Source organism: Corynebacterium casei LMG S-19264 (genome assembly GCF_000550785.1).
GTDB lineage: Bacteria > Actinomycetota > Actinomycetes > Mycobacteriales > Mycobacteriaceae > Corynebacterium > Corynebacterium casei.
In genome coordinates this window covers 228,255-253,533 of the sequence record NZ_CP004350.1, presented here as the reverse complement: position 1 = coordinate 253,533, position 25,279 = coordinate 228,255, and the positions used below count along the sequence as shown (strand labels likewise).

Below are 25,279 nucleotides of genomic sequence, written 5' to 3'. Positions count from 1 at the left end.
TCTTCCGTTTTTAGAGTGCGTTGATTTTGTGGGTGAGCTGTCCGGAGTGGATGAGGCATCGAAGGATGTAGTGGGTGAGGTTGCGGAATCCAAGCGCGATTCCGCGGAGGTGTTCTAGGCGTCCATTGATGGCTTCGACTGGTCCGTTGGAGACTCCTACGTCGAAAAATGCCAAGACATCACTTAGGCGTTTATCTAGACTGCGGCCAAGTTGTGCAAGTTCTTTATTCGTGGACGGAAGTTTGCATAGCGCGTTGATGATATCGCGCATTTGCGCTTTGGCCTTGCGTTTATCACTCATCTGATAGCAGTCAATAATGCCCTGATACGCAAGCCACGCCATCTTCAATGTCCCATAGTCTTTGTCATAAGCCCAGAGCTCATCCAGGCGGGCTTGCTGCTTGTCTGTTAGCCATTTCTGCGTGGTCAACAAGGTTTTCCGGTTCTTGTACAACGGGTCGTGTGTGAGTCCGCGGCGCTGGTATTTCTCCCGCTGGAGTCGTTGCCGGCAGGCGGTGAGCTTATCGCCAGCTAAACGCACAACATGGAACGGATCCATAACCCGCCTGGCGTTGGGCACAAGTTCTTTGCTGGCCGTGGCATAGCCCTGGAATCCGTCCATGGCGACGATGCGTACCTGACGGCGAAACTCGGGTGTTCGTGCAGCAAGCCAGGTACGCAACGCATCAGCACTGCGGCCTTCGACCACACCCAATAAACGTGCTGGGCGCTTGGTGTTGTGGTGATGGTCAGTCATGTCCACAATCACGGTGACAAAGCCTGCACCATAAGCGTTGCGATTGTGAGACCATTTATGTTCGTCCACGCCGATGACCTGTACATTATCCAGGTGGGTCGGGTCGTTGTAGATCAGTTCATGACACATGTCCAGCGCTAGCTGGCAGGTGAGATCCCATCCGATTCCGAGGGCTTTCGCAGTAGCGGAAATGCTCATCCGGTCAATGGCTAGGCGTTGTAGTATCCAGCGGGTGACCCGGTGGGTGACTTTCTTACCTGGATCTGCACATGCCAGTTGTGCTTGGAAGTACTTGACTGCGCAGTTGTCATTGGTGCAGCGATAGCGTGGCAGGCGGATGCGTAGCTTGGTGGGGAAACCAACAATCGGCAGATCAATGAGAGTGCGATAGGCATGATCCCGAAACTGCCCCGACATAGCGCAGCTACTGCACGAATCGGCAAAAGCGGTAGCGGTGGCTTCGATGAACGTGAAATCTCCTGCGTCCATGGCACCTGTAATGGCTAGGCCAAGTTCGGCGGTGCGGCAGATGGTGTCAGCGACGACATTGCTAGTAGAATCCACGAGTAAGAGCCCCTTGTTGGTAAGTGGATAGATTCGACACCTAAACCATTACCGACAAGAGGCTCGTTTACTTATCTGCCACACCCACAATGCACTCTAAAAACGGAAGAGCCCGTTAACCATGAAAGTCCGTGAAGGCGGACGAGTGGTTAAAACCTCCGTACTCCTTGCTACCGGGGTTAATGCTGAAGGCTACCGCGAGCTACTAGGCATGCAGGTCGCTACATCGGAATCAGCATCGTCATGGACCGGGTTCTTCCGTGACTTAAAAGCCCGCGGGCTTAATGAGGTCTATTTGGTAACCAGTGATGCTCACTTAGGTATCCAGCACGCGATCAGTGACGTGTTACCGAATGCGTCCTGGCAACGATGCCGTACCCATTTCGCGAAGAACCTCTCAGCGATGGTGCCCAAGACTCAATGGCCGACGTTATCGGCGATGTTTCACACGATATTCCAACAACCAGACTCGGAATCGGTGTGGTCCCAAGCCAAAGAGGTCGTGGCATTTTGCGAGCAGAAGTTCCCACACGTGGCCGACTACCTAGAAGAAGCCCTCGACGAACTATTGGCGTTTACCAATACGCCGAAATCAGTGTGGAAGAAGGTCTGGTCGAATAACCCCACTGAACGGCTCAATCGAGAAATCCGGCGCCGCACAGATGTTGTTGGAATCTTCCCTAATCGTGACGCTATTGTGCGCCTTGTTGGTGCTGTGTTGGCAGAACAACATGATGACTGGATTCAGCAAAACCGCTACATGTCACTGACAAGCCTTGAGCAAACCAAAGCAATGATCACCGCCAACGTCATCGACGCCGACACCACCACCAAGGAAGTCGCATGAACCAGTCACAGTACCAAGCCCGTGCTGGTCCCTGAGGCCATCACACTGCTTGTTTCAACGAAAGGCAGAAACACCACTCGGGCGGACTTGACCGCTATCGGGCCCAGTCCATTGGGGACTGGGCTGGAGTAATTGTTACGATTCGATTGAGGATCCCGCGTGTCCTACTCAGTTAGCTAAGGACATCACCAGCCAGAATTGCCGGTACCTTGGTTGGGGAGTCGAGGTGGGATTGTAGGTTCAGATTGTGCAAGGTGGGACTGTGGCGCAATGTGTCCCTGTGGTTGACCCATAGAATTCTGGAACCCCTCAGAATTACTTGCGTATGCCTGTTGCCAGGAGATTCCGCCTGCAGAAGCTGAGTAGATGTACTCAGTAGCTTTGTTCTTGAAATCGTCCAGGGCTGCTTTATCCAAGATGGAGACTGTTACCTCGTTTACCCCGCCACCATTATTGGTAACACTTAGGGATGCCATGATGGAATTGGCCGCAATGGCTGCAAAGAAAGTTCCAGCAAGAAGAAGGAAGAGCCCTCCGACCGCACCACCCGCAAGCGCCGACAGTCCCATGAAGAGCATCACCGCTGCTATAAAGCCGGCAAAGAGTAGCCGAACCGGCTTAACTTTGAATGATGAGTTGACGCCGGCGATGGAGCCCATTGGAATGGATTTCTCTTCAAATCCGAGTGGAATGAATCCGAAGATGGTGTTGGCGCATTTCAAGGCGAGTCGCTTGTTGGTCACCAAATAGGTGTCGCGTAGCCAGAAGAGGAGAAGGTTGGGGCGGAAGCTTCGAGAGTAGTGGCCGCTTTCGCCAGGTGCTAGCATGATGTCAGTGTTCGATGTACTCATGCTTATTACTGTAAAACACCTGGATAGAGCGTTTCTACAATGTGGGGAGTGCTCCCCAGAAGCCCTTTTTAACGCGACATTCTGAAGCTAATAGGCTAAGTACGCGGAAGGAATCCGCTAGTCGATAACCCAGGCTGAAGGGAAGTTCTTCTCGGCTATCAGAGTACCGCCTTGGAATACTTCCACGCCACCACCAACCACTTGAATGATAGACGGTGAAGCATCGACGTAGAACTCACCGCGAGCTGGGTTGGAGCGACTTTGGTCTACAGTAGCCGTCAAGGTTCCACCGAAAATATCTGACCTATAAGTCATCTGCCCATTGGATTCGCACACCGTAATCCAAGCATCGCTGTCACGGCCGGCGTATACGAGGTTCTGAGAACTGTCACAGCGGGTCGCAGCATTATCCGACCATCCGGACAGTGTTAACCCGGCGCCGCGGGCTGCTTCTGGCAGCTCCGGCGCAGCAGGTTCTGTGGCAGGTCGTCCTACAGACCTAGCTGTTTCGCCCGATTCCTCATCATTATGCTCTTCACTCGATACGTCCTCAGGCTGTTCTTCCGATGCTTCCTCTGATGGATCTGAGGAAGCTGAGGCTGGGGCGCTCTCCGAACTGCCGGGAGCCGCACTAGCGGATTCTTCGTTTGAAAGTTCTGCGGTCTGAACTACCGCTTCTTCGTTTCCTTCAGAACTATCTTGTTCGCCCGCCCCGATACGACCGCTGAGATATAACCAGGCAACGGCCGCAATAATAGCCAAGGCGAGCACCATGATGAGCCCGATCAAGAATCCGCCCAATCGGTTCTTTTTCTTCACGGGTGATGGAGCTTGGACCGAACCTGCATCCCCAAGACTATCCGTATCTTCATGGAACTGCTGTTGGGAGCCGTAGCCAGCATGTCCCCACCCTGCTGTCGGTGGCGCTGAATCATCGGGTTGTTCCCACGGATTATTTTCCTTGGGTGCCCATGGGTTATTCTCTTCAGGTTTCTCTGGACCATTCCACGGATTACTCATTTGTCCTCTTTGTCTCTAGTTAAGTTTTGAAAGCGTCAGCACAACGGAAGTGTTTGAAAACGATCCTTGGCCTGAGAGCCTTCTAGGTAGATTCCGAACTCTTCTTTGTCATTCATAGGGGCTACTGCAATCCGGTCTTCACTATTTTCTGCGTCCGTTCCCAAGTTCAGTGTGGCAACCTCTCAAGTACCGACTTCCCAATGTTTTCTTTCGGCACCATCGAGGGAATTGTCGCGATCTTCTTGAGAACCAAAGTCCGCGAAAGTGATACTCAGATCGCTATCAGAACAAACGATGCGAGCTTGTTCATTCTCTCCGGCTACGCCGGCTGAGCACTCTAACCCCGCCCATCCAGGGGAATCGGGCTTGTCGGAAATGATCTTGGGAAACGCATCTGCGATGGCAGATTCTGGTTCTTGCCACGCAGGATTCAGAAAGGCAAAGGTGCCAATTGCGCCCAGAATTACCAATAATCCGACAGCCAAGGCGCTCAACGTAATCATCGTTGGCTTGTTGAATTCAAACCCTGAAGAAGACTCCTGCGATGGAGTAGGCACATCAGGTATCCGCGTATTCTGGTTCGCTATCGCGTTTTGCGGCGGACGTGGTGGACGCTGCCACGATGCGCGGTTACCTGTTTGTGCCAGGGCTTGAATAAACGCCGTCGCAGTCATAAAGCGATATGCCGGTGCTGGATGCAGCGACTTGCGAAGAACCTGTTCGATCCGATCGACGTCGCCCATGTCTTTCTGATTCAGCCCGAGCGCTGCAATTTTAGGAAATGGCCGATCGGATTCAGCCCACTGGTTTGGACTCATTGTGTCTTTAAGAGACTGCAGCGTAAGCATCTCAAAAGCAATGAGTGACAGAGCATAATTGTCACTGCCCACAGTTGGTTGACTATGCGCGAGATCTTTCGGGCCGTTCTCTCCGCCAGGAACGAGTTCAGGTGCAAAGTACCGCTCGGTGCCGATCATCATCGACAAACTAGTTAGCCGTGTATCTTCGGCAGCCAAGCTAATCCCGAAATCGGTCAGCAGGGACCTAGACTCACTTGCGGTTGAATCTGGAACGAGAATATTTGCCGGTTTAATGTCGCGGTGGATGATAGGCGGATCCATCCGCATGTGAAGAAAATCTAATGCGGCTGCAATTGGACGCAATAGTTCAACAGTTTCAGCGACCGTGAATCTGTTTCCCCATTCCCGATGTCGTCTTATCAAGGTGGATAGGTTTTCGCCTTGGACATAATCCATGACGAAGTAGGCATCCCCATTCTCCGTAACCTCAGCAAAATGAATTTTTACTACGGCTGAATGACTAATCCGGCCTAACGTCACCATTTCCGCACGGAAACGGGCGAGACCAGTTTCTTCATCGAGAAGTTCTGTCGAAAGCTGCTTAACCGCTACATAGCGCTGCAGCTTCTCGTCGAATGCACGATAAACCACACCCATACCCCCACGCCCGATTTCAGAAATCTCCGTGAAACCGTGGCGCTCGCTAAGGGTTGAGATAAAACTATGGGTATTGCTAACCATCAGAAAGGCAGCTATCCAAGACTGAAGGCTTCAAGCACCCAGTCGTTCCCATTCTTCACGACGGACAAGGTGCCTTCATGGTAGTCAGAGTCACCGATGATTGGCACGATAAAATACTCATTCTCAGGGTCGAGTTCCGTACTCTCGTCGCCAAACAAATAACCCAGCGACACCTCAGACAGGATTTCAGGGCTGTTGTCGCCACTGGAATCTGAATCGCCATACTCCTCGGCATAGGAATCTACGCTGTCATGTGCAGAACGGATGAACTCAGTCAAAGCAATAGGCTTGCCTGCAGTCATTTCATTATGTCCGAAGTAACCATCCATTCCGGCATATGAAGAACCTTCGCCTATTCCGAGTCGTGACAACATCGAGCTCCTGTCGGCCGCATCGGCGTTTTCGATGATCCACTCGCGTGTTTCCTCTGGTTGACGCAGTTCGAGGAAGGAGTTTGCGAACTTTTCAGCGCCTTTGTAATCACCACCACCGGAAGCAACTGAACTTCCGCCGAACATCGAGCTGACGAGACCTACGATGAGTCCACCTACGACAAATGCAGCGACGGCAGTGATAATGATTGCGGTACGAGAAGACTTTTTATACTCAGCCTGGACATCGCGTGCTCGCTCACTTGCACCTGCTGCCGCTGAGTTAAAGGTATCTTTTACTGCGGCAACCCTTTCTGGGGAAATTTGCGAATTGAATCCACGGGCACGTTGAGCATCCTGGTGCTGCGCATTAGCGTTTGCAGCATTGCTTGCTCCTGCGCCCAGAGCAGCTAGGTCACGAATCGTGTCAACCGTGATTTCGGGAGCCGTCGGATCAGCCAAGCGAGCGTCATACTTTGCTCGTTTCTCAAAGTCCCCCAGAATCTGCTTTGCGAGCTTGACTTCTTCAATGCCACCGAGATTGTCTAAATTTCCTTCCTGAATCCTGGTGTCCAATACGGAGACGATTTCATTGGATGACGCGCTGCTATCAAGGTTGAGCGATTCATAAAGGTTGTAGTTTGACAAGGGAATTCCTTTCGGGGGACCAGGGTTGTTCAAATTATTCTGACACTTGCAAAATGAAACTGCATAGCCAGCGGAGAGCAAATGGGGAACGATCCCCACACTTACCCCCTCTGTAGGGTGAAAACACAGTTAAGACGCTATAAAATTCAGCGTCGAGCTTGACTAGCTGCGTAGTGCGCTAAGAAATTTTTATAGGGTTTATATACATTTTCACCGTCTTGCGCCAAGCGCTGGCAGAGGCGTTCAATCTTCTGATTGGTTTTCTTTTCCGTCCACCCCAACTGCTCAGCCAGCTCCTTGACAGTAGGTAGATCTCCATCATTCGCCCCCGGGTTCTTAATCAACGGAGCAGCTAAGGCGTCTAACATAATCCGCTGATCTTCATTTGGAATGTGGCGAGCATGAGTAATGTCGCCATCAAAAGTGTTCAGCTGTGAGGGTCGGGAAATCCCTGTAGATGGGATGTCAATGTGAATCTCATAATGACGTTCCGGGGTTGTAAACGTAATTGCGCTTGGCCCAGCCGGCATCACCGTCACAGCCCCCGGCCCCAAATGGATGCGTGTTAGTGAACGAGAACCGCGAGGCTCAATGTCCAGCGGAATGTGCCTTCCTCGGTTTGCGATCATCCACCCTAAGCCGCCATACCAAAGCTGAAAGAGACTTCGGTGCAGAAAAGCATCATCCGTTCCGACCGGGAAGGTACCCGAACGGCCAACAATCGCTTCCTGGCCGGCTTCAAGAATGATGCGGTTGCCAAGCAGGTCATCAATCCGCAATGGAGGTGGTTGAGATGCAGGAGTCATAGAAAACCTCATTGAGAGTAGGGGGCTCATAATTCGAGTAGCACCGCAATCGATTCTGACTCCTGCGGTTTTACCCGGTAGGGGAATTCAGATTTTAGCAAGAGGTAGGAGGCGACTGTGGTATCACACTCTGCACTTCTGAGATTAGCGCGTTTGCCATCATTTGGGCATCATTGAAATTCCCAGACCCTGATCTGACGATGATCGCCAAGGCCCGGGACTGCCCTGTTGCCGGATCAGTGGTCAACCCAAATTGTCTGGCGCTGTATGAGCCGTTGGGTTCAGGTCCCCATCCACCTTTAAATTGTGCTTGTGGAAGGCCACCAATTCCCCAGGATTGGCTGGGTTCAATCTGCGCCATATTCTGTAAAATTGGCTCACTTCCAGGAATGCACGCCAAGTTTGCTGCGAAACGTGCCTGATCACTCGCTGCCCACATCGTCTGACCGAAAGAGCTGAATCCTTCCCGTGTCACCACTGTGCTTACAGGTACCTGCACTCCGCCTTCCGCTAGCACTTCCTCAGTAACTAGCCCTGCTTCTTCAGGTGCCCCTAGAGATCCCCATAGTGTTTCAGCAGCAGCATTATCCGACCACTGAATAGCCGCCGTAACATTTGCAAGTTGGGAAGGGTCGTTTCTTAAAGCCGCAATAGCAATAGGCACCTTGATTGTTGACCAGGAAGCGTACGGAGTCATATCACCCGCGGTGACTGAGGTATAACCATCAGAAAATGCAATTTCCGCTGAACCACCGTATGCCGAAATCGCATTATCAACAGCTAATTGCAGTTGACCGGATATGTCATCGACATTCGGTTGTGTTGTAGCGCTTTCAGACGTTTGAATCGGCTCAGGTTCAACGGTTGATTCAATCGCTTCGGTCGAATGCGGTATATCAGCTGCGGCACTGCTGGAAATTGTTACTGTCAAGGTACTTGGTGTGGTTTCTTCGTCATCAAAGCTCGATGAAACACCGATTGTGCATCCCGTGAGAAATAGGGAAACTCCTAGGCAACTTGCCACTAATGCAGCCGAACTTTTCGACCGAAACGTGCTCATCATGAGATATAAACGACCGCGTTATTTCCGCCGCTACAGGTGACATAGCTACCGTTATCCCTACAGTCCATCGTGTAGTTCAATTGGGTTACTGGACTATACGCAGTAATAGCTCCTGAGGTTTCGCCCGTGGATTCATAAAAGTCCAAGAAAGCCGAGTGCACCGCTCGAGCAAATGCATCACTAGTAACGCTCGTTCCGGTATAAACATCGCTAAATTCACGATCATCGGAGGTTACCGACCGCGCGGAACCACGCGAGTCGGAGGTATCTATCTCTGATGCGCTGCGAGGAAGAGATATCGCGGATGGGCGTGAGTTGTCTTCTTCCTCTGCCTCATCGTCTCGATTACCATCGCCATCCGATTCCTCATCAGTGCTGTCGTTATCTTCACTTTCCTCATCTGCAGCGCCGTCGTCACCGGACTCTTCGGAGTCTCCCTCTGCAGGGACAACAACAACTTCAGTTTCGATGTGAGGTTCTGCGTCTCCCTGAGTACTGAGGTTCAGCCATCCAGTCTGGATAGCAACAACGACAGCGCCAGCTACCAGTGCGATCAATGCGAAAATGATGACAACAGGAAGTACCCACCTGCCTTTTCTTTTTGCAGGCGCTTGAGGAGTGGCCGCTGCCTGCTCATACCCGGGCTGTTCCTGGGATCCGTAGTATCCCCCTTGCCCATATGAAGCTGAAGCAAAATCCGCACTTTCGTCCCATGGAGCATTTTGTGCTGAATGAGAATATTCATTGGCTGGAGGAAATGCTGAAGTCTCGGGATGCACTGCCCAGGGATTTTCATCCTGCGATGGAGTGCCCCAAGGATTGTGCCCGTCTGGAGAAGCCCCTGAGTTTCCCGCAGAATTATTTGAACCGTTACCCCAAGGATTCTTCTCGTTCATCACACTGTCCTTTAGTTTGTATGCCAGCTTTTACAAAGAATCATCACACAAGATCCACAGGTTGGCACTATTATTTTGACGATATGGGGAGTTCTCCCCGCGCAATACTTCACCCGAAGGGATGCTAGTTATTCAGATAAATCATATTTGGAGATACAAAATTGCACAATTCTGCACTGATTATGCGCTGTTCCTTTGCTTAGTGCTCCAGCAGATTCAGCATTTCCTTGCGCAGTTCGGCGGTCTTGGCTTCGACTGAAGGGTCTTCGCTGACTTCGTGGCGTGGGCGCGGGAGGTCGACGTTGATGTCGGCGATGATGGTGGCCTCGGGGCTCTTGGACATAACGAGGACGCGGTCGGAGAGCAGGATTGCTTCGTCAACGTCGTGGGTGACCATGACGACGGTGCGGCGTGATGCTTCCCAGATGTTGAGTAGCTGGATTTGTAGTTCGCGGCGAGTCAGGGCGTCGAGGGCGCCGAAGGGTTCATCGAGAAGCATGATCGGCGGGTCGATGGCGAAGGCGCGTGCGATGCCGACGCGCTGCTGCATGCCGCCGGAAAGGCGGGCGGGGCGGCGCTCAGCGGCATCGGAAAGCCCTACTTGCTCCAAGTGGTTCTTGGTAATCTCAGCGCGCTCGGTTTTGCTCAAGCCTGGTCGTGCGGAGCGCAGCCCGAAGTCGATGTTGCCGCGCGCGGTCATCCATGGCAAAAGCGCATGGTCCTGGAACACCATGCCGCGGTCCGGGCCAGGCCCCTGCACCTTCTTGTGACCGGTGCTAACGGTGCCGGTGGATGGCTCCGCGAGACCTGCAATCATCTTCAAAATGGTGGACTTGCCGCAGCCTGATGGGCCAAGCAGGGCGACGAACTCGCCGTCGTTGATGTTGATGCTGGTATCACCAATAATTGTGGTCGGGCCATAGGACTTGGTGATGGAGTCCAGTTCAACTGAGGCATCAGTCGCGGTGGTTTTTAGGGATTTAGTCATAGCGAACTACTTTCTGCAATGCGCCGACGAGGTGGTCAAGAATCAGGCCCGCGATACCGATGATGAAAATCGCGACAACAATGGCGTCAATATCCAGGCGGTTCCAGGCGTTCCACACGAAAAAGCCCACGCCGCGGCCGCCGATGAGCATCTCCGCCGCGACAATAACTAGCCACGCGGTGGACAATGACAGGCGCAGACCGGTGATAATGCCCGGCAAGGAAGCCGGCAGCCAGATATAAACAATGCGTGACCACCAGTCGGTGCCGATGGTATCCGCGAGGTTGATATACGTCGGATTAACGCTGCGCACGGCATCGATGGTGTTAATTAGAATCGGCCACAGCGCCGAGAGCAAGATGACGAAGACGGCGGTGTTTTCAGCGTCTTTGAGAAGCGCGAGACCGAGTGGCAGCCACGCCAGTGGCGAGACTGGGCGCAGAACCTGCACTACCGGATCGACAGCCCAGCGCAGCGTGGTACTGCGCCCCAGAATAAAGCCCACTGGCAAAGCTATAATCGCAGCAAGCAAGAAGCCCAATAGCACGCGCTTCAAACTGGCCATCAGGTGCCAGAAAATTCCCACGCTGGCGGGGCCATCTTGATAGAACGGGTCGGAGAGAATTTCCACCGCGCGCTGGAAGGTATTCGCTGGTGTTGGCGCGATATCACTAATCCACCCGGCGTTGGCGGCATATTGCCACACGCCGATGGTGAGGAAGAACATCACCACGCCGATAATGACGGCGTGTAGTGGTTTTGGTTTAGTATTCACCGAAAAATCACCGAGTCCATGTGGTCATAGCCACGGGTAGGGGCAAGTGGATCAAAGTCCACACCGTTGATGCTCAAACGCTCGCCGGAAACTGAAAGACCAGGCGCCAAAACACTCTGTGCAGCCTTAATGATGGTGGCATCATCCATGGTCAGGGTGTCGCCGCCCAAGCCCCAGCGCGCAATCTGGGTGGCCATCCACACGATTGCCGCCGGGTCCGTTGGATCACCAAAGGACATGCGTTCTAAGTCAGTATGCGTGTTGCCGTGCCAGTCTTGGTAGACGCCGGAAAATGGGCCATCGAGAAGCTCTGCGGGCTGGTTGAGGTATTTTTCCTGCGACAGCGTCTGCGCGGAGGAATCGAACTGCGCCGGGGTGCTCAATATGGCAGCGGCTTCTTCCAGCGCGCTGATTACACCTTGCGCGGCGCTGGAGTGCTCCGCCTTCCATTCCTTGGCCATCGCCACCGAGCAGCATGGATGCTTGTCCCACAGTTGCTTTGTCATCAGCCAAATCTTGCCGGAGCCGCTCTTGATGGCGCGCTCGTTGAACGGCTCCGGGCCGATAAAGCCATCGATGCCTTCCACGGACAGCTGCGCCACCATGTCCGCTGGTCGCAGCAGGCGCAGTTCCACATCAGCGATGGGGTCCACGCCGTTCGCGGCCAAATAGTCGCGCAGCAGCAACGCGTGCACGGAGTACTCAAACGGGATGCCCAGCACCATGCCCTTGAAATCCTGCGCGGAGTTCACTGAGCCATAGTGCTTGGAGGCCAAAGTAATGGCCTGGCCATTAGTGTTTTGGGTAAAAGACAGCTCCGTGGGGCGCGCGGCATTGGTCACGCCGGCATCAATCGCCACGGTCATGGGTGAAAGCATGTGCGCCACGTCCAGCTGTTCTGTGGCATAGGCCGTCCATAGGTCAGCCCAGCCGGAGAACTTCTTCAACACGACGTTCGCGCCGTGCTTTTTAAACAGGCCCAGGGCGTCAGCGATAGCAATCGGTGCAGAGCACGCAATGGGCACGTAGCCGATGGTCAACGGGGTGTTGATGCTCCTATAGTGTGTCAAACGGTTTTCAGGAATTTTTCGTAGGCCGACGCTAATTCCGTTAACGGACGTTTTCCAGTCTCGATGTCACTGATCCTCGCCGGGGCGCACCCTAAATGTTGCGCTACGTACACCTGGGTGAGCTGCTTCGCGATGCGCAGTTCTTTCAGCTCATCTCGCCGAAGATCCCTCGGTTGGGGCGTACTGCGCTTGGTACAGATCACGCGGTAGACCTCTCTGATGATGGCTCGCTTGAGGCAGCGAATAATTTCCTTTTTCGACAACCCTTCTGCGGTGCGCCTAGCGACGTAGGCTTTGGTGCGTTGGTCATAGCGCATCCTCACAAGAGCAATCCGATACAACGCCGAGTTCGCACGCCGGTCACCACCACGATTAAGCCGGTGCCGGTTGGTTCGCCCAGAGCTTGCCGGCAATGGAGCCACCCCACACAAGTTCGCCAGCGCTGCTTCCGAGTGAATGCGCTCAGGATTATCTCCGATGCTGATCAACAGATCAGCGGAAACAAGAGCCCCACATCCTACGATACTGCTGACATGAGGATTGATCATTGACACCAGAGCAGAGATCCGGGCTTCCAACTCATCACACTGCACCCGCAACGCGCGGTAGGTCGTGGCCAGAATCTTCAGGCTGGTCAGCACACCATTTCGCGGATCGCTAAGATCCGGCGATGGACGGCAGTACACCAATGCGTTGACAAGGGTGTGGTTAGTCATAGTTCCGTAGCGGGTGCGGATATCATCAGGAGCTGTGACCAGCAACGACTTTATCGTCGTGATGAGTGTCGTGGTGGTGGACACCAGCTGTTTCCGGGTGATCTGTAACGCTCGTAACGACTCCACCGGGCCTGTGGAATCTTTAGGCGTGCTCAGTCCTTCCCCTGACAGGACCTGTCGCGCGGCGGCAAGGGCATCCACCGGATCTGACTTCCCGTCCCGGCGTCGGATGCTGCGCTTCGGGCGCAGGACTTCAACTACCGTGTAGCCACGGTCTATCAGGTGCCGGGTTAATCCGGCACCGAAAGAGTTGGTTCCTTCTACTCCGACGGTGCCGACACCGTGCTTGTTAAGAAACTCGGTGAGGTGTGTGTAGCCGGCCCTGGTGGTGGGAAAGGTTTCGGTGGCCAGATGCCGGCCGGTTGCAGTCACCGTGGCAACGGTGTGGGTGTCGGTGTGGGTGTCGACCCCAGCAACGGGTTTTGCAGAGAAATCGATGTCTGTGGTCATGGCTGTCAGCGCTTTCGTATAGGGAAATGGTGAAGGTAGCCGCTGATCCGAGGGTTCGGGCAGACAAGACACTGATGGGACTAGTACCATGACACCTGCCAGGGTGGTCACGGTGAGAGGTCACGCGAGCGTGTCAAGTATTTTGTGTGTGGGGCTTTCGGGGTTAGTGATTTATAGGTAGTTGGTGAATCGTTCGGGGTAGGCCACGGCCATTTGGTTGATGGCTTGTTTCCAGTTGGTGACCTTTCTGCCTTCGATGAGTCTTCCGCTGGTAGCAGCAGCTTTCTTGCCCTGTTTTGCGCGTTTAGCCGCGCGTTTATCCTCAATATTGCAGATCATCAACCACAGCGTCTTAATCGCGGAATCATCATTGGTAAATTGCACGCGGTTACGGGTAGCTTTACGCAGCTCGTTATTCATCGACTCAATCGAGTTTGTCGTATAGATGACCTTTCTGGCCATCGGCGGGAACTGCAGAAACGGCACGAAACGCTCCCACGCATCCGTCCAGACCTTGACTGATTGGGGATATTTCTGGCCCAGTTCTGAGTCGGCGAATTCATCCAACGCTGCACGTGCGGTTGCCTCTTCAGGCGCGGTATACACCTTCTTCAACGCCGCAGATACGGTCTTACGATCGCCATAGGCCACCCACCGGTTTGCTGCACGAATCAAATGCACCACACAGGTCTGCACCATCGAATCCGGCCACGTTGCTTCCACCGCTTCCGGCAGGCCTTTCAAACCATCGCAGCAGACAATAAACACGTCCTGGACTCCACGGCTTGCCAGGTTCGCGCACACATGAGCCCAGAAGGAGGCGCCTTCTTCTTTCGCCAACCAGATACCCAGGATGTGTTTGATCCCGTCCATATCCACGCCGATAGCCAAAAAGGCGGACTTGTTAACTACTCGTCCACCGTCGCGAACTTTGATACGCAGGGCATCTAAGAAAATTACGGGGTAGAACTCGTCTAGCTGACGGTTTTGCCAGATCATGACTTCATCTAGCACCGCATCAGTCACTGCGGAAATCGTTTCATGCGAGATATCAACCCTCATGACCGTGGCCATATGATGCTGGATATCGCGCACTGTCATGCCACCGGCATACAAACTGATGATCATGTCATCGACATCGGTTAACCTGCGTGAGCCTTTCGGCACCATCGTGGGCAAGAACGTGCCCTGCCGATCACGTGGGACGGTGACATCGACCGGGCCGTAGTTCGAATCAACCTTTTTGACATAGGAGCCGTTGCGATAATTATCGCCACCACCGGCCGCTTTGGCCTCACGATCGCCTTTGGAATAACCCAGGTGGGCATCCATTTCGGCTTCCAAGCCACGGGTGACCGAAGCTTGCAGTAATCCCCGGACTAGGTCGTTGGCGTCCGTTGCTGTGGTTCCCAGCTCGTCAATGAGCTTGGATATCTCCGGGTTCGCGAGCAGTTTCTGCTCGATCGCTTTAATCTTCGCGGAATCTTCCGGATCTCGTTTCGCCACAGAATCCATTATGGTTTATCTCCTTCATGTAAGGGAAACCCCTCACACACAAACCATTAGACACTCTCGGTCACGCTCCTATAAAGTCATGACCGAATCACCGGATCGCGGTGCGGGGCGAGAACCAGCCCGGAAGACAGATCGCAACGAAGGCACACAATCAGATTGTGACCAGTCCGCTAGTGGGTCATTCCGAGTGGTTCTTGTCCCGCACTCTCTATTATCAGTGTCCGCTAGCGTGGTGTATCTGTAACTATCGGTGATAGCCCTTATGAATGAATGAGGCGACCACCGTAGTACCTTTCGATTCCATAACCACACTTCCTCGAAAGGGATAACCACGATGGCCGCTGCCCCTTATTCTATAGACCCGACTACCTACTTAGACGAATTGCTCGCTCAAGCATCCCCAGATCTCATGCGCGAGATGCTTCAAGGTTTCATTAACCAAATCCTCTCGACCCAAGCTGACCAAGTCTGCGGCGCCGATTACGCCACCACGTCTGAGTCTCGCACCAATGTCCGCAACGGCTACCGCCACCGCGACCTAGATACTCGCGTGGGTACCATCGATGTTGCAGTACCTAAGCTACGCACTGGATCGTTCTTCCCGGACTGGCTCCTGGAACGACGAACCCGGGCCGAACGAGCACTCACCACCGTGATAGCCACCTGCTACTTGAAGGGCGTATCCACTCGCAGGATGAACGATCTTGTCGCTAGTCTAGGTATCAATAATCTCTCAAAATCCCAGGTCTCTGAGATGGCGAAAGATCTTGATTGCATGGTCGAAGATTTTCGCACCAGGCCACTAGATACCGGCCCATACTTGTATGTCTCATGTGACGCGTTAACCGGCTCTTCCGTTTTTAGAGTGCGTTGATTTTGTGGGTGAGCTGTCCGGAGTGGATGAGGCATCGAAGGATGTAGTGGGTGAGGTTGCGGAATCCAAGCGCGATTCCGCGGAGGTGTTCTAGGCGTCCATTGATGGCTTCGACTGGTCCGTTGGAGACTCCTACGTCGAAAAATGCCAAGACATCACTTAGGCGTTTATCTAGACTGCGGCCAAGTTGTGCAAGTTCTTTATTCGTGGACGGAAGTTTGCATAGCGCGTTGATGATATCGCGCATTTGCGCTTTGGCCTTGCGTTTATCACTCATCTGATAGCAGTCAATAATGCCCTGATACGCAAGCCACGCCATCTTCAATGTCCCATAGTCTTTGTCATAAGCCCAGAGCTCATCCAGGCGGGCTTGCTGCTTGTCTGTTAGCCATTTCTGCGTGGTCAACAAGGTTTTCCGGTTCTTGTACAACGGGTCGTGTGTGAGTCCGCGGCGCTGGTATTTCTCCCGCTGGAGTCGTTGCCGGCAGGCGGTGAGCTTATCGCCAGCTAAACGCACAACATGGAACGGATCCATAACCCGCCTGGCGTTGGGCACAAGTTCTTTGCTGGCCGTGGCATAGCCCTGGAATCCGTCCATGGCGACGATGCGTACCTGACGGCGAAACTCGGGTGTTCGTGCAGCAAGCCAGGTACGCAACGCATCAGCACTGCGGCCTTCGACCACACCCAATAAACGTGCTGGGCGCTTGGTGTTGTGGTGATGGTCAGTCATGTCCACAATCACGGTGACAAAGCCTGCACCATAAGCGTTGCGATTGTGAGACCATTTATGTTCGTCCACGCCGATGACCTGTACATTATCCAGGTGGGTCGGGTCGTTGTAGATCAGTTCATGACACATGTCCAGCGCTAGCTGGCAGGTGAGATCCCATCCGATTCCGAGGGCTTTCGCAGTAGCGGAAATGCTCATCCGGTCAATGGCTAGGCGTTGTAGTATCCAGCGGGTGACCCGGTGGGTGACTTTCTTACCTGGATCTGCACATGCCAGTTGTGCTTGGAAGTACTTGACTGCGCAGTTGTCATTGGTGCAGCGATAGCGTGGCAGGCGGATGCGTAGCTTGGTGGGGAAACCAACAATCGGCAGATCAATGAGAGTGCGATAGGCATGATCCCGAAACTGCCCCGACATAGCGCAGCTACTGCACGAATCGGCAAAAGCGGTAGCGGTGGCTTCGATGAACGTGAAATCTCCTGCGTCCATGGCACCTGTAATGGCTAGGCCAAGTTCGGCGGTGCGGCAGATGGTGTCAGCGACGACATTGCTAGTAGAATCCACGAGTAAGAGCCCCTTGTTGGTAAGTGGATAGATTCGACACCTAAACCATTACCGACAAGAGGCTCGTTTACTTATCTGCCACACCCACAATGCACTCTAAAAACGGAAGAGCCCGTTAACCATGAAAGTCCGTGAAGGCGGACGAGTGGTTAAAACCTCCGTACTCCTTGCTACCGGGGTTAATGCTGAAGGCTACCGCGAGCTACTAGGCATGCAGGTCGCTACATCGGAATCAGCATCGTCATGGACCGGGTTCTTCCGTGACTTAAAAGCCCGCGGGCTTAATGAGGTCTATTTGGTAACCAGTGATGCTCACTTAGGTATCCAGCACGCGATCAGTGACGTGTTACCGAATGCGTCCTGGCAACGATGCCGTACCCATTTCGCGAAGAACCTCTCAGCGATGGTGCCCAAGACTCAATGGCCGACGTTATCGGCGATGTTTCACACGATATTCCAACAACCAGACTCGGAATCGGTGTGGTCCCAAGCCAAAGAGGTCGTGGCATTTTGCGAGCAGAAGTTCCCACACGTGGCCGACTACCTAGAAGAAGCCCTCGACGAACTATTGGCGTTTACCAATACGCCGAAATCAGTGTGGAAGAAGGTCTGGTCGAATAACCCCACTGAACGGCTCAATCGAGAAATCCGGCGCCGCACAGATGTTGTTGGAATCTTCCCTAATCGTGACGCTATTGTGCGCCTTGTTGGTGCTGTGTTGGCAGAACAACATGATGACTGGATTCAGCAAAACCGCTACATGTCACTGACAAGCCTTGAGCAAACCAAAGCAATGATCACCGCCAACGTCATCGACGCCGACACCACCACCAAGGAAGTCGCATGAACCAGTCACAGTACCAAGCCCGTGCTGGTCCCTGAGGCCATCACACTGCTTGTTTCAACGAAAGGCAGAAACACCACTCGGGCGGACTTGACCGCTATCGGGCCCAGTCCATTGGGGACTGGGCTGGAGTAATTGTTACGATTCGATTGAGGATCCCGCGTGTCCTACTCAGTTAGCTAAGGACATCACCAGCCAGAATTGCCGGTACCTTGGTTGGGGAGTCGAGGTGGGATTGTAGGTTCAGATTGTGCAAGGTGGGACTGTGGCGCAATGTGTCCCTGTGGTTGACCCATAGAATTCTGGAACCCCTCAGAATTACTTGCGTATGCCTGTTGCCAGGAGATTCCGCCTGCAGAAGCTGAGTAGATGTACTCAGTAGCTTTGTTCTTGAAATCGTCCAGGGCTGCTTTATCCAAGATGGAGACTGTTACCTCGTTTACCCCGCCACCATTATTGGTAACACTTAGGGATGCCATGATGGAATTGGCCGCAATGGCTGCAAAGAAAGTTCCAGCAAGAAGAAGGAAGAGCCCTCCGACCGCACCACCCGCAAGCGCCGACAGTCCCATGAAGAGCATCACCGCTGCTATAAAGCCGGCAAAGAGTAGCCGAACCGGCTTAACTTTGAATGATGAGTTGACGCCGGCGATGGAGCCCATTGGAATGGATTTCTCTTCAAATCCGAGTGGAATGAATCCGAAGATGGTGTTGGCGCATTTCAAGGCGAGTCGCTTGTTGGTCACCAAATAGGTGTCGCGTAGCCAGAAGAGGAGAAGGTTGGGGCGGAAGCTTCGAGAGTAGTGGCCGCTTTCGCCAGGTGCTAGCATGATGTCAGTGTTCGATGTACTCATGCTTATTACTGTAAAACACCTGGATAGAGCGTTTCTACAATGTGGGGAGTGCTCCCCAGAAGCCCTTTTTAACGCGACATTCTGAAGCTAATAGGCTAAGTACGCGGAAGGAATCCGCTAGTCGATAACCCAGGCTGAAGGGAAGTTCTTCTCGGCTATCAGAGTACCGCCTTGGAATACTTCCACGCCACCACCAACCACTTGAATGATAGACGGTGAAGCATCGACGTAGAACTCACCGCGAGCTGGGTTGGAGCGACTTTGGTCTACAGTAGCCGTCAAGGTTCCACCGAAAATATCTGACCTATAAGTCATCTGCCCATTGGATTCGCACACCGTAATCCAAGCATCGCTGTCACGGCCGGCGTATACGAGGTTCTGAGAACTGTCACAGCGGGTCGCAGCATTATCCGACCATCCGGACAGTGTTAACCCGGCGCCGCGGGCTGCTTCTGGCAGCTCCGGCGCAGCAGGTTCTGTGGCAGGTCGTCCTACAGACCTAGCTGTTTCGCCCGATTCCTCATCATTATGCTCTTCACTCGATACGTCCTCAGGCTGTTCTTCCGATGCTTCCTCTGATGGATCTGAGGAAGCTGAGGCTGGGGCGCTCTCCGAACTGCCGGGAGCCGCACTAGCGGATTCTTCGTTTGAAAGTTCTGCGGTCTGAACTACCGCTTCTTCGTTTCCTTCAGAACTATCTTGTTCGCCCGCCCCGATACGACCGCTGAGATATAACCAGGCAACGGCCGCAATAATAGCCAAGGCGAGCACCATGATGAGCCCGATCAAGAATCCGCCCAATCGGTTCTTTTTCTTCACGGGTGATGGAGCTTGGACCGAACCTGCATCCCCAAGACTATCCGTATCTTCATGGAACTGCTGTTGGGAGCCGTAGCCAGCATGTCCCCACCCTGCTGTCGGTGGCGCTGAATCATCGGGTTGTTCCCACGGATTATTTTCCTTGGGTGCCCATGGGTTATTCTCTTCAGGTTTCTCTGGACCATTCCACGGATTACTCATTTGTCCTCTTTGTCTCTAGTTAAGTTTTGAAAGCGTCAGCACAACGGAAGTGTTTGAAAACGATCCTTGGCCTGAGAGCCTTCTAGGTAGATTCCGAACTCTTCTTTGTCATTCATAGGGGCTACTGCAATCCGGTCTTCACTATTTTCTGCGTCCGTTCCCAAGTTCAGTGTGGCAACCTCTCAAGTACCGACTTCCCAATGTTTTCTTTCGGCACCATCGAGGGAATTGTCGCGATCTTCTTGAGAACCAAAGTCCGCGAAAGTGATACTCAGATCGCTATCAGAACAAACGATGCGAGCTTGTTCATTCTCTCCGGCTACGCCGGCTGAGCACTCTAACCCCGCCCATCCAGGGGAATCGGGCTTGTCGGAAATGATCTTGGGAAACGCATCTGCGATGGCAGATTCTGGTTCTTGCCACGCAGGATTCAGAAAGGCAAAGGTGCCAATTGCGCCCAGAATTACCAATAATCCGACAGCCAAGGCGCTCAACGTAATCATCGTTGGCTTGTTGAATTCAAACCCTGAAGAAGACTCCTGCGATGGAGTAGGCACATCAGGTATCCGCGTATTCTGGTTCGCTATCGCGTTTTGCGGCGGACGTGGTGGACGCTGCCACGATGCGCGGTTACCTGTTTGTGCCAGGGCTTGAATAAACGCCGTCGCAGTCATAAAGCGATATGCCGGTGCTGGATGCAGCGACTTGCGAAGAACCTGTTCGATCCGATCGACGTCGCCCATGTCTTTCTGATTCAGCCCGAGCGCTGCAATTTTAGGAAATGGCCGATCGGATTCAGCCCACTGGTTTGGACTCATTGTGTCTTTAAGAGACTGCAGCGTAAGCATCTCAAAAGCAATGAGTGACAGAGCATAATTGTCACTGCCCACAGTTGGTTGACTATGCGCGAGATCTTTCGGGCCGTTCTCTCCGCCAGGAACGAGTTCAGGTGCAAAGTACCGCTCGGTGCCGATCATCATCGACAAACTAGTTAGCCGTGTATCTTCGGCAGCCAAGCTAATCCCGAAATCGGTCAGCAGGGACCTAGACTCACTTGCGGTTGAATCTGGAACGAGAATATTTGCCGGTTTAATGTCGCGGTGGATGATAGGCGGATCCATCCGCATGTGAAGAAAATCTAATGCGGCTGCAATTGGACGCAATAGTTCAACAGTTTCAGCGACCGTGAATCTGTTTCCCCATTCCCGATGTCGTCTTATCAAGGTGGATAGGTTTTCGCCTTGGACATAATCCATGACGAAGTAGGCATCCCCATTCTCCGTAACCTCAGCAAAATGAATTTTTACTACGGCTGAATGACTAATCCGGCCTAACGTCACCATTTCCGCACGGAAACGGGCGAGACCAGTTTCTTCATCGAGAAGTTCTGTCGAAAGCTGCTTAACCGCTACATAGCGCTGCAGCTTCTCGTCGAATGCACGATAAACCACACCCATACCCCCACGCCCGATTTCAGAAATCTCCGTGAAACCGTGGCGCTCGCTAAGGGTTGAGATAAAACTATGGGTATTGCTAACCATCAGAAAGGCAGCTATCCAAGACTGAAGGCTTCAAGCACCCAGTCGTTCCCATTCTTCACGACGGACAAGGTGCCTTCATGGTAGTCAGAGTCACCGATGATTGGCACGATAAAATACTCATTCTCAGGGTCGAGTTCCGTACTCTCGTCGCCAAACAAATAACCCAGCGACACCTCAGACAGGATTTCAGGGCTGTTGTCGCCACTGGAATCTGAATCGCCATACTCCTCGGCATAGGAATCTACGCTGTCATGTGCAGAACGGATGAACTCAGTCAAAGCAATAGGCTTGCCTGCAGTCATTTCATTATGTCCGAAGTAACCATCCATTCCGGCATATGAAGAACCTTCGCCTATTCCGAGTCGTGACAACATCGAGCTCCTGTCGGCCGCATCGGCGTTTTCGATGATCCACTCGCGTGTTTCCTCTGGTTGACGCAGTTCGAGGAAGGAGTTTGCGAACTTTTCAGCGCCTTTGTAATCACCACCACCGGAAGCAACTGAACTTCCGCCGAACATCGAGCTGACGAGACCTACGATGAGTCCACCTACGACAAATGCAGCGACGGCAGTGATAATGATTGCGGTACGAGAAGACTTTTTATACTCAGCCTGGACATCGCGTGCTCGCTCACTTGCACCTGCTGCCGCTGAGTTAAAGGTATCTTTTACTGCGGCAACCCTTTCTGGGGAAATTTGCGAATTGAATCCACGGGCACGTTGAGCATCCTGGTGCTGCGCATTAGCGTTTGCAGCATTGCTTGCTCCTGCGCCCAGAGCAGCTAGGTCACGAATCGTGTCAACCGTGATTTCGGGAGCCGTCGGATCAGCCAAGCGAGCGTCATACTTTGCTCGTTTCTCAAAGTCCCCCAGAATCTGCTTTGCGAGCTTGACTTCTTCAATGCCACCGAGATTGTCTAAATTTCCTTCCTGAATCCTGGTGTCCAATACGGAGACGATTTCATTGGATGACGCGCTGCTATCAAGGTTGAGCGATTCATAAAGGTTGTAGTTTGACAAGGGAATTCCTTTCGGGGGACCAGGGTTGTTCAAATTATTCTGACACTTGCAAAATGAAACTGCATAGCCAGCGGAGAGCAAATGGGGAACGATCCCCACACTTACCCCCTCTGTAGGGTGAAAACACAGTTAAGACGCTATAAAATTCAGCGTCGAGCTTGACTAGCTGCGTAGTGCGCTAAGAAATTTTTATAGGGTTTATATACATTTTCACCGTCTTGCGCCAAGCGCTGGCAGAGGCGTTCAATCTTCTGATTGGTTTTCTTTTCCGTCCACCCCAACTGCTCAGCCAGCTCCTTGACAGTAGGTAGATCTCCATCATTCGCCCCCGGGTTCTTAATCAACGGAGCAGCTAAGGCGTCTAACATAATCCGCTGATCTTCATTTGGAATGTGGCGAGCATGAGTAATGTCGCCATCAAAAGTGTTCAGCTGTGAGGGTCGGGAAATCCCTGTAGATGGGATGTCAATGTGAATCTCATAATGACGTTCCGGGGTTGTAAACGTAATTGCGCTTGGCCCAGCCGGCATCACCGTCACAGCCCCCGGCCCCAAATGGATGCGTGTTAGTGAACGAGAACCGCGAGGCTCAATGTCCAGCGGAATGTGCCTTCCTCGGTTTGCGATCATCCACCCTAAGCCGCCATACCAAAGCTGAAAGAGACTTCGGTGCAGAAAAGCATCATCCGTTCCGACCGGGAAGGTACCCGAACGGCCAACAATCGCTTCCTGGCCGGCTTCAAGAATGATGCGGTTGCCAAGCAGGTCATCAATCCGCAATGGAGGTGGTTGAGATGCAGGAGTCATAGAAAACCTCATTGAGAGTAGGGGGCTCATAATTCGAGTAGCACCGCAATCGATTCTGACTCCTGCGGTTTTACCCGGTAGGGGAATTCAGATTTTAGCAAGAGGTAGGAGGCGACTGTGGTATCACACTCTGCACTTCTGAGATTAGCGCGTTTGCCATCATTTGGGCATCATTGAAATTCCCAGACCCTGATCTGACGATGATCGCCAAGGCCCGGGACTGCCCTGTTGCCGGATCAGTGGTCAACCCAAATTGTCTGGCGCTGTATGAGCCGTTGGGTTCAGGTCCCCATCCACCTTTAAATTGTGCTTGTGGAAGGCCACCAATTCCCCAGGATTGGCTGGGTTCAATCTGCGCCATATTCTGTAAAATTGGCTCACTTCCAGGAATGCACGCCAAGTTTGCTGCGAAACGTGCCTGATCACTCGCTGCCCACATCGTCTGACCGAAAGAGCTGAATCCTTCCCGTGTCACCACTGTGCTTACAGGTACCTGCACTCCGCCTTCCGCTAGCACTTCCTCAGTAACTAGCCCTGCTTCTTCAGGTGCCCCTAGAGATCCCCATAGTGTTTCAGCAGCAGCATTATCCGACCACTGAATAGCCGCCGTAACATTTGCAAGTTGGGAAGGGTCGTTTCTTAAAGCCGCAATAGCAATAGGCACCTTGATTGTTGACCAGGAAGCGTACGGAGTCATATCACCCGCGGTGACTGAGGTATAACCATCAGAAAATGCAATTTCCGCTGAACCACCGTATGCCGAAATCGCATTATCAACAGCTAATTGCAGTTGACCGGATATGTCATCGACATTCGGTTGTGTTGTAGCGCTTTCAGACGTTTGAATCGGCTCAGGTTCAACGGTTGATTCAATCGCTTCGGTCGAATGCGGTATATCAGCTGCGGCACTGCTGGAAATTGTTACTGTCAAGGTACTTGGTGTGGTTTCTTCGTCATCAAAGCTCGATGAAACACCGATTGTGCATCCCGTGAGAAATAGGGAAACTCCTAGGCAACTTGCCACTAATGCAGCCGAACTTTTCGACCGAAACGTGCTCATCATGAGATATAAACGACCGCGTTATTTCCGCCGCTACAGGTGACATAGCTACCGTTATCCCTACAGTCCATCGTGTAGTTCAATTGGGTTACTGGACTATACGCAGTAATAGCTCCTGAGGTTTCGCCCGTGGATTCATAAAAGTCCAAGAAAGCCGAGTGCACCGCTCGAGCAAATGCATCACTAGTAACGCTCGTTCCGGTATAAACATCGCTAAATTCACGATCATCGGAGGTTACCGACCGCGCGGAACCACGCGAGTCGGAGGTATCTATCTCTGATGCGCTGCGAGGAAGAGATATCGCGGATGGGCGTGAGTTGTCTTCTTCCTCTGCCTCATCGTCTCGATTACCATCGCCATCCGATTCCTCATCAGTGCTGTCGTTATCTTCACTTTCCTCATCTGCAGCGCCGTCGTCACCGGACTCTTCGGAGTCTCCCTCTGCAGGGACAACAACAACTTCAGTTTCGATGTGAGGTTCTGCGTCTCCCTGAGTACTGAGGTTCAGCCATCCAGTCTGGATAGCAACAACGACAGCGCCAGCTACCAGTGCGATCAATGCGAAAATGATGACAACAGGAAGTACCCACCTGCCTTTTCTTTTTGCAGGCGCTTGAGGAGTGGCCGCTGCCTGCTCATACCCGGGCTGTTCCTGGGATCCGTAGTATCCCCCTTGCCCATATGAAGCTGAAGCAAAATCCGCACTTTCGTCCCATGGAGCATTTTGTGCTGAATGAGAATATTCATTGGCTGGAGGAAATGCTGAAGTCTCGGGATGCACTGCCCAGGGATTTTCATCCTGCGATGGAGTGCCCCAAGGATTGTGCCCGTCTGGAGAAGCCCCTGAGTTTCCCGCAGAATTATTTGAACCGTTACCCCAAGGATTCTTCTCGTTCATCACACTGTCCTTTAGTTTGTATGCCAGCTTTTACAAAGAATCATCACACAAGATCCACAGGTTGGCACTATTATTTTGACGATATGGGGAGTTCTCCCCGCGCAATACTTCACCCGAAGGGATGCTA

General features: G+C 52.8%; 21 protein-coding genes and 3 pseudogenes. 3 read left to right on the top strand and 21 right to left on the bottom strand.

Annotation, left to right across the window (positions count from 1 at the left end; all coding sequences use genetic code 11):
• Positions 1-10: 10 nt before the first annotated feature.
• Entirely contained in the window at positions 11-1,321 is a 1,311-nt protein-coding gene (locus CCASEI_RS01305) for an ISL3 family transposase (RefSeq protein WP_025386925.1), read from the bottom strand.
• Between the two features lie 115 nt (positions 1,322-1,436).
• On the opposite strand from CCASEI_RS01305, the pseudogene CCASEI_RS01300 reads away from it, so the two are divergent.
• Positions 1,437-2,168: pseudogene (locus CCASEI_RS01300) on the top strand (IS256 family transposase); the annotation flags it as partial.
• 185 nt (positions 2,169-2,353) lie between these two features.
• Here the strand turns inward: CCASEI_RS01300 and CCASEI_RS01295 are convergent.
• The 12 genes from CCASEI_RS01295 to CCASEI_RS01235 form a co-directional block, all read right to left on the bottom strand.
• Positions 2,354-3,019, bottom strand: a complete 666-nt coding sequence (locus CCASEI_RS01295) for a hypothetical protein (RefSeq protein WP_025386923.1) — start codon at positions 3,017-3,019, stop codon at positions 2,354-2,356.
• A gap of 117 nt (positions 3,020-3,136) precedes the next feature.
• Positions 3,137-4,039 (bottom strand): hypothetical protein, encoded by a 903-nt coding sequence (locus tag CCASEI_RS01290; protein WP_025386922.1) that lies wholly within the window; start codon positions 4,037-4,039, stop codon positions 3,137-3,139.
• 182 nt (positions 4,040-4,221) lie between these two features.
• Positions 4,222-5,580 carry a serine/threonine-protein kinase gene (locus CCASEI_RS01285; protein ID WP_025386921.1) on the bottom strand — a complete coding sequence of 453 codons (1,359 nt, stop codon included), beginning with the start codon at positions 5,578-5,580 and terminating at the stop codon, positions 4,222-4,224.
• 11 nt (positions 5,581-5,591) lie between these two features.
• Entirely contained in the window at positions 5,592-6,599 is a 1,008-nt protein-coding gene (locus CCASEI_RS01280) for a hypothetical protein (RefSeq protein ID WP_025386920.1), read from the bottom strand.
• A 146-nt stretch (positions 6,600-6,745) separates the two neighbouring features.
• Positions 6,746-7,405 carry a hypothetical protein gene (locus tag CCASEI_RS01275; RefSeq protein WP_025386919.1) on the bottom strand — a complete coding sequence of 220 codons (660 nt, stop codon included), beginning with the start codon at positions 7,403-7,405 and terminating at the stop codon, positions 6,746-6,748.
• A gap of 94 nt (positions 7,406-7,499) precedes the next feature.
• A complete protein-coding gene (locus tag CCASEI_RS01270) occupies positions 7,500-8,468 on the bottom strand; it encodes a hypothetical protein (RefSeq protein ID WP_225868422.1) in 969 nt (322 codons plus the stop codon).
• On the bottom strand, positions 8,465-9,364 hold the full coding sequence (locus CCASEI_RS14945) for a hypothetical protein (protein WP_155894808.1): 900 nt from the start codon (positions 9,362-9,364) through the stop codon (positions 8,465-8,467). Before CCASEI_RS14945 ends, CCASEI_RS01270 begins: the two co-directional genes overlap by 4 nt.
• Positions 9,365-9,563: 199 nt before the next feature.
• Entirely contained in the window at positions 9,564-10,352 is a 789-nt protein-coding gene (locus tag CCASEI_RS01255; RefSeq protein WP_025386915.1) for an ABC transporter ATP-binding protein, read from the bottom strand.
• Complete coding sequence (locus CCASEI_RS01250; protein ID WP_006823800.1) at positions 10,345-11,127, bottom strand: ABC transporter permease; 783 nt, start codon at positions 11,125-11,127, stop codon at positions 10,345-10,347. Before CCASEI_RS01250 ends, CCASEI_RS01255 begins: the two co-directional genes overlap by 8 nt.
• Complete coding sequence (locus CCASEI_RS01245; RefSeq protein WP_225868423.1) at positions 11,124-12,197, bottom strand: ABC transporter substrate-binding protein; 1,074 nt, start codon at positions 12,195-12,197, stop codon at positions 11,124-11,126. The genes CCASEI_RS01250 and CCASEI_RS01245 overlap by 4 nt, the downstream gene beginning before the upstream one ends.
• Positions 12,194-13,423, bottom strand: a complete 1,230-nt coding sequence (locus CCASEI_RS01240) for an IS110 family RNA-guided transposase (RefSeq protein WP_025386928.1) — start codon at positions 13,421-13,423, stop codon at positions 12,194-12,196. The genes CCASEI_RS01245 and CCASEI_RS01240 overlap by 4 nt, the downstream gene beginning before the upstream one ends.
• A 171-nt stretch (positions 13,424-13,594) precedes the next feature.
• Complete coding sequence (locus CCASEI_RS01235; RefSeq protein WP_025386927.1) at positions 13,595-14,938, bottom strand: IS256 family transposase; 1,344 nt, start codon at positions 14,936-14,938, stop codon at positions 13,595-13,597.
• A gap of 334 nt (positions 14,939-15,272) precedes the next feature.
• Between CCASEI_RS01235 and CCASEI_RS01230 the strand changes: the two are divergent.
• A pseudogene (locus tag CCASEI_RS01230) lies at positions 15,273-15,785 on the top strand (IS256 family transposase); the annotation flags it as partial.
• Between the two features lie 13 nt (positions 15,786-15,798).
• On the opposite strand, the gene CCASEI_RS01225 reads toward CCASEI_RS01230, so the two are convergent.
• Complete coding sequence (locus CCASEI_RS01225; protein ID WP_025386925.1) at positions 15,799-17,109, bottom strand: ISL3 family transposase; 1,311 nt, start codon at positions 17,107-17,109, stop codon at positions 15,799-15,801.
• 115 nt (positions 17,110-17,224) lie between these two features.
• On the opposite strand from CCASEI_RS01225, the pseudogene CCASEI_RS01220 reads away from it, so the two are divergent.
• Positions 17,225-17,956 (top strand): annotated as a pseudogene (locus CCASEI_RS01220) (IS256 family transposase); the annotation flags it as partial.
• A 185-nt stretch (positions 17,957-18,141) separates the two neighbouring features.
• Here CCASEI_RS01220 and CCASEI_RS01215 read toward each other — a convergent pair.
• The 7 genes from CCASEI_RS01215 to CCASEI_RS14940 form a co-directional block, all read right to left on the bottom strand.
• Positions 18,142-18,807, bottom strand: coding sequence for a hypothetical protein (locus CCASEI_RS01215; RefSeq protein ID WP_025386923.1), 666 nt, complete (start codon positions 18,805-18,807; stop codon positions 18,142-18,144).
• A gap of 117 nt (positions 18,808-18,924) precedes the next feature.
• On the bottom strand, positions 18,925-19,827 hold the full coding sequence (locus tag CCASEI_RS01210) for a hypothetical protein (RefSeq protein ID WP_025386922.1): 903 nt from the start codon (positions 19,825-19,827) through the stop codon (positions 18,925-18,927).
• A gap of 182 nt (positions 19,828-20,009) precedes the next feature.
• Positions 20,010-21,368, bottom strand: coding sequence for a serine/threonine-protein kinase (locus CCASEI_RS01205; RefSeq protein WP_025386921.1), 1,359 nt, complete (start codon positions 21,366-21,368; stop codon positions 20,010-20,012).
• Positions 21,369-21,379: 11 nt separating this feature from the next.
• Positions 21,380-22,387 (bottom strand): hypothetical protein, encoded by a 1,008-nt coding sequence (locus tag CCASEI_RS01200; RefSeq protein ID WP_025386920.1) that lies wholly within the window; start codon positions 22,385-22,387, stop codon positions 21,380-21,382.
• A gap of 146 nt (positions 22,388-22,533) precedes the next feature.
• Positions 22,534-23,193 (bottom strand): hypothetical protein, encoded by a 660-nt coding sequence (locus tag CCASEI_RS01195; protein WP_025386919.1) that lies wholly within the window; start codon positions 23,191-23,193, stop codon positions 22,534-22,536.
• Positions 23,194-23,287: 94 nt separating this feature from the next.
• Entirely contained in the window at positions 23,288-24,256 is a 969-nt protein-coding gene (locus CCASEI_RS01190; RefSeq protein WP_225868422.1) for a hypothetical protein, read from the bottom strand.
• The gene (locus tag CCASEI_RS14940; protein WP_155894808.1) at positions 24,253-25,152 is read right to left on the bottom strand and encodes a hypothetical protein; all 900 of its coding nucleotides are present in this window, start codon (positions 25,150-25,152) and stop codon (positions 24,253-24,255) included. Before CCASEI_RS14940 ends, CCASEI_RS01190 begins: the two co-directional genes overlap by 4 nt.
• Positions 25,153-25,279: the final 127 nt, after the last annotated feature.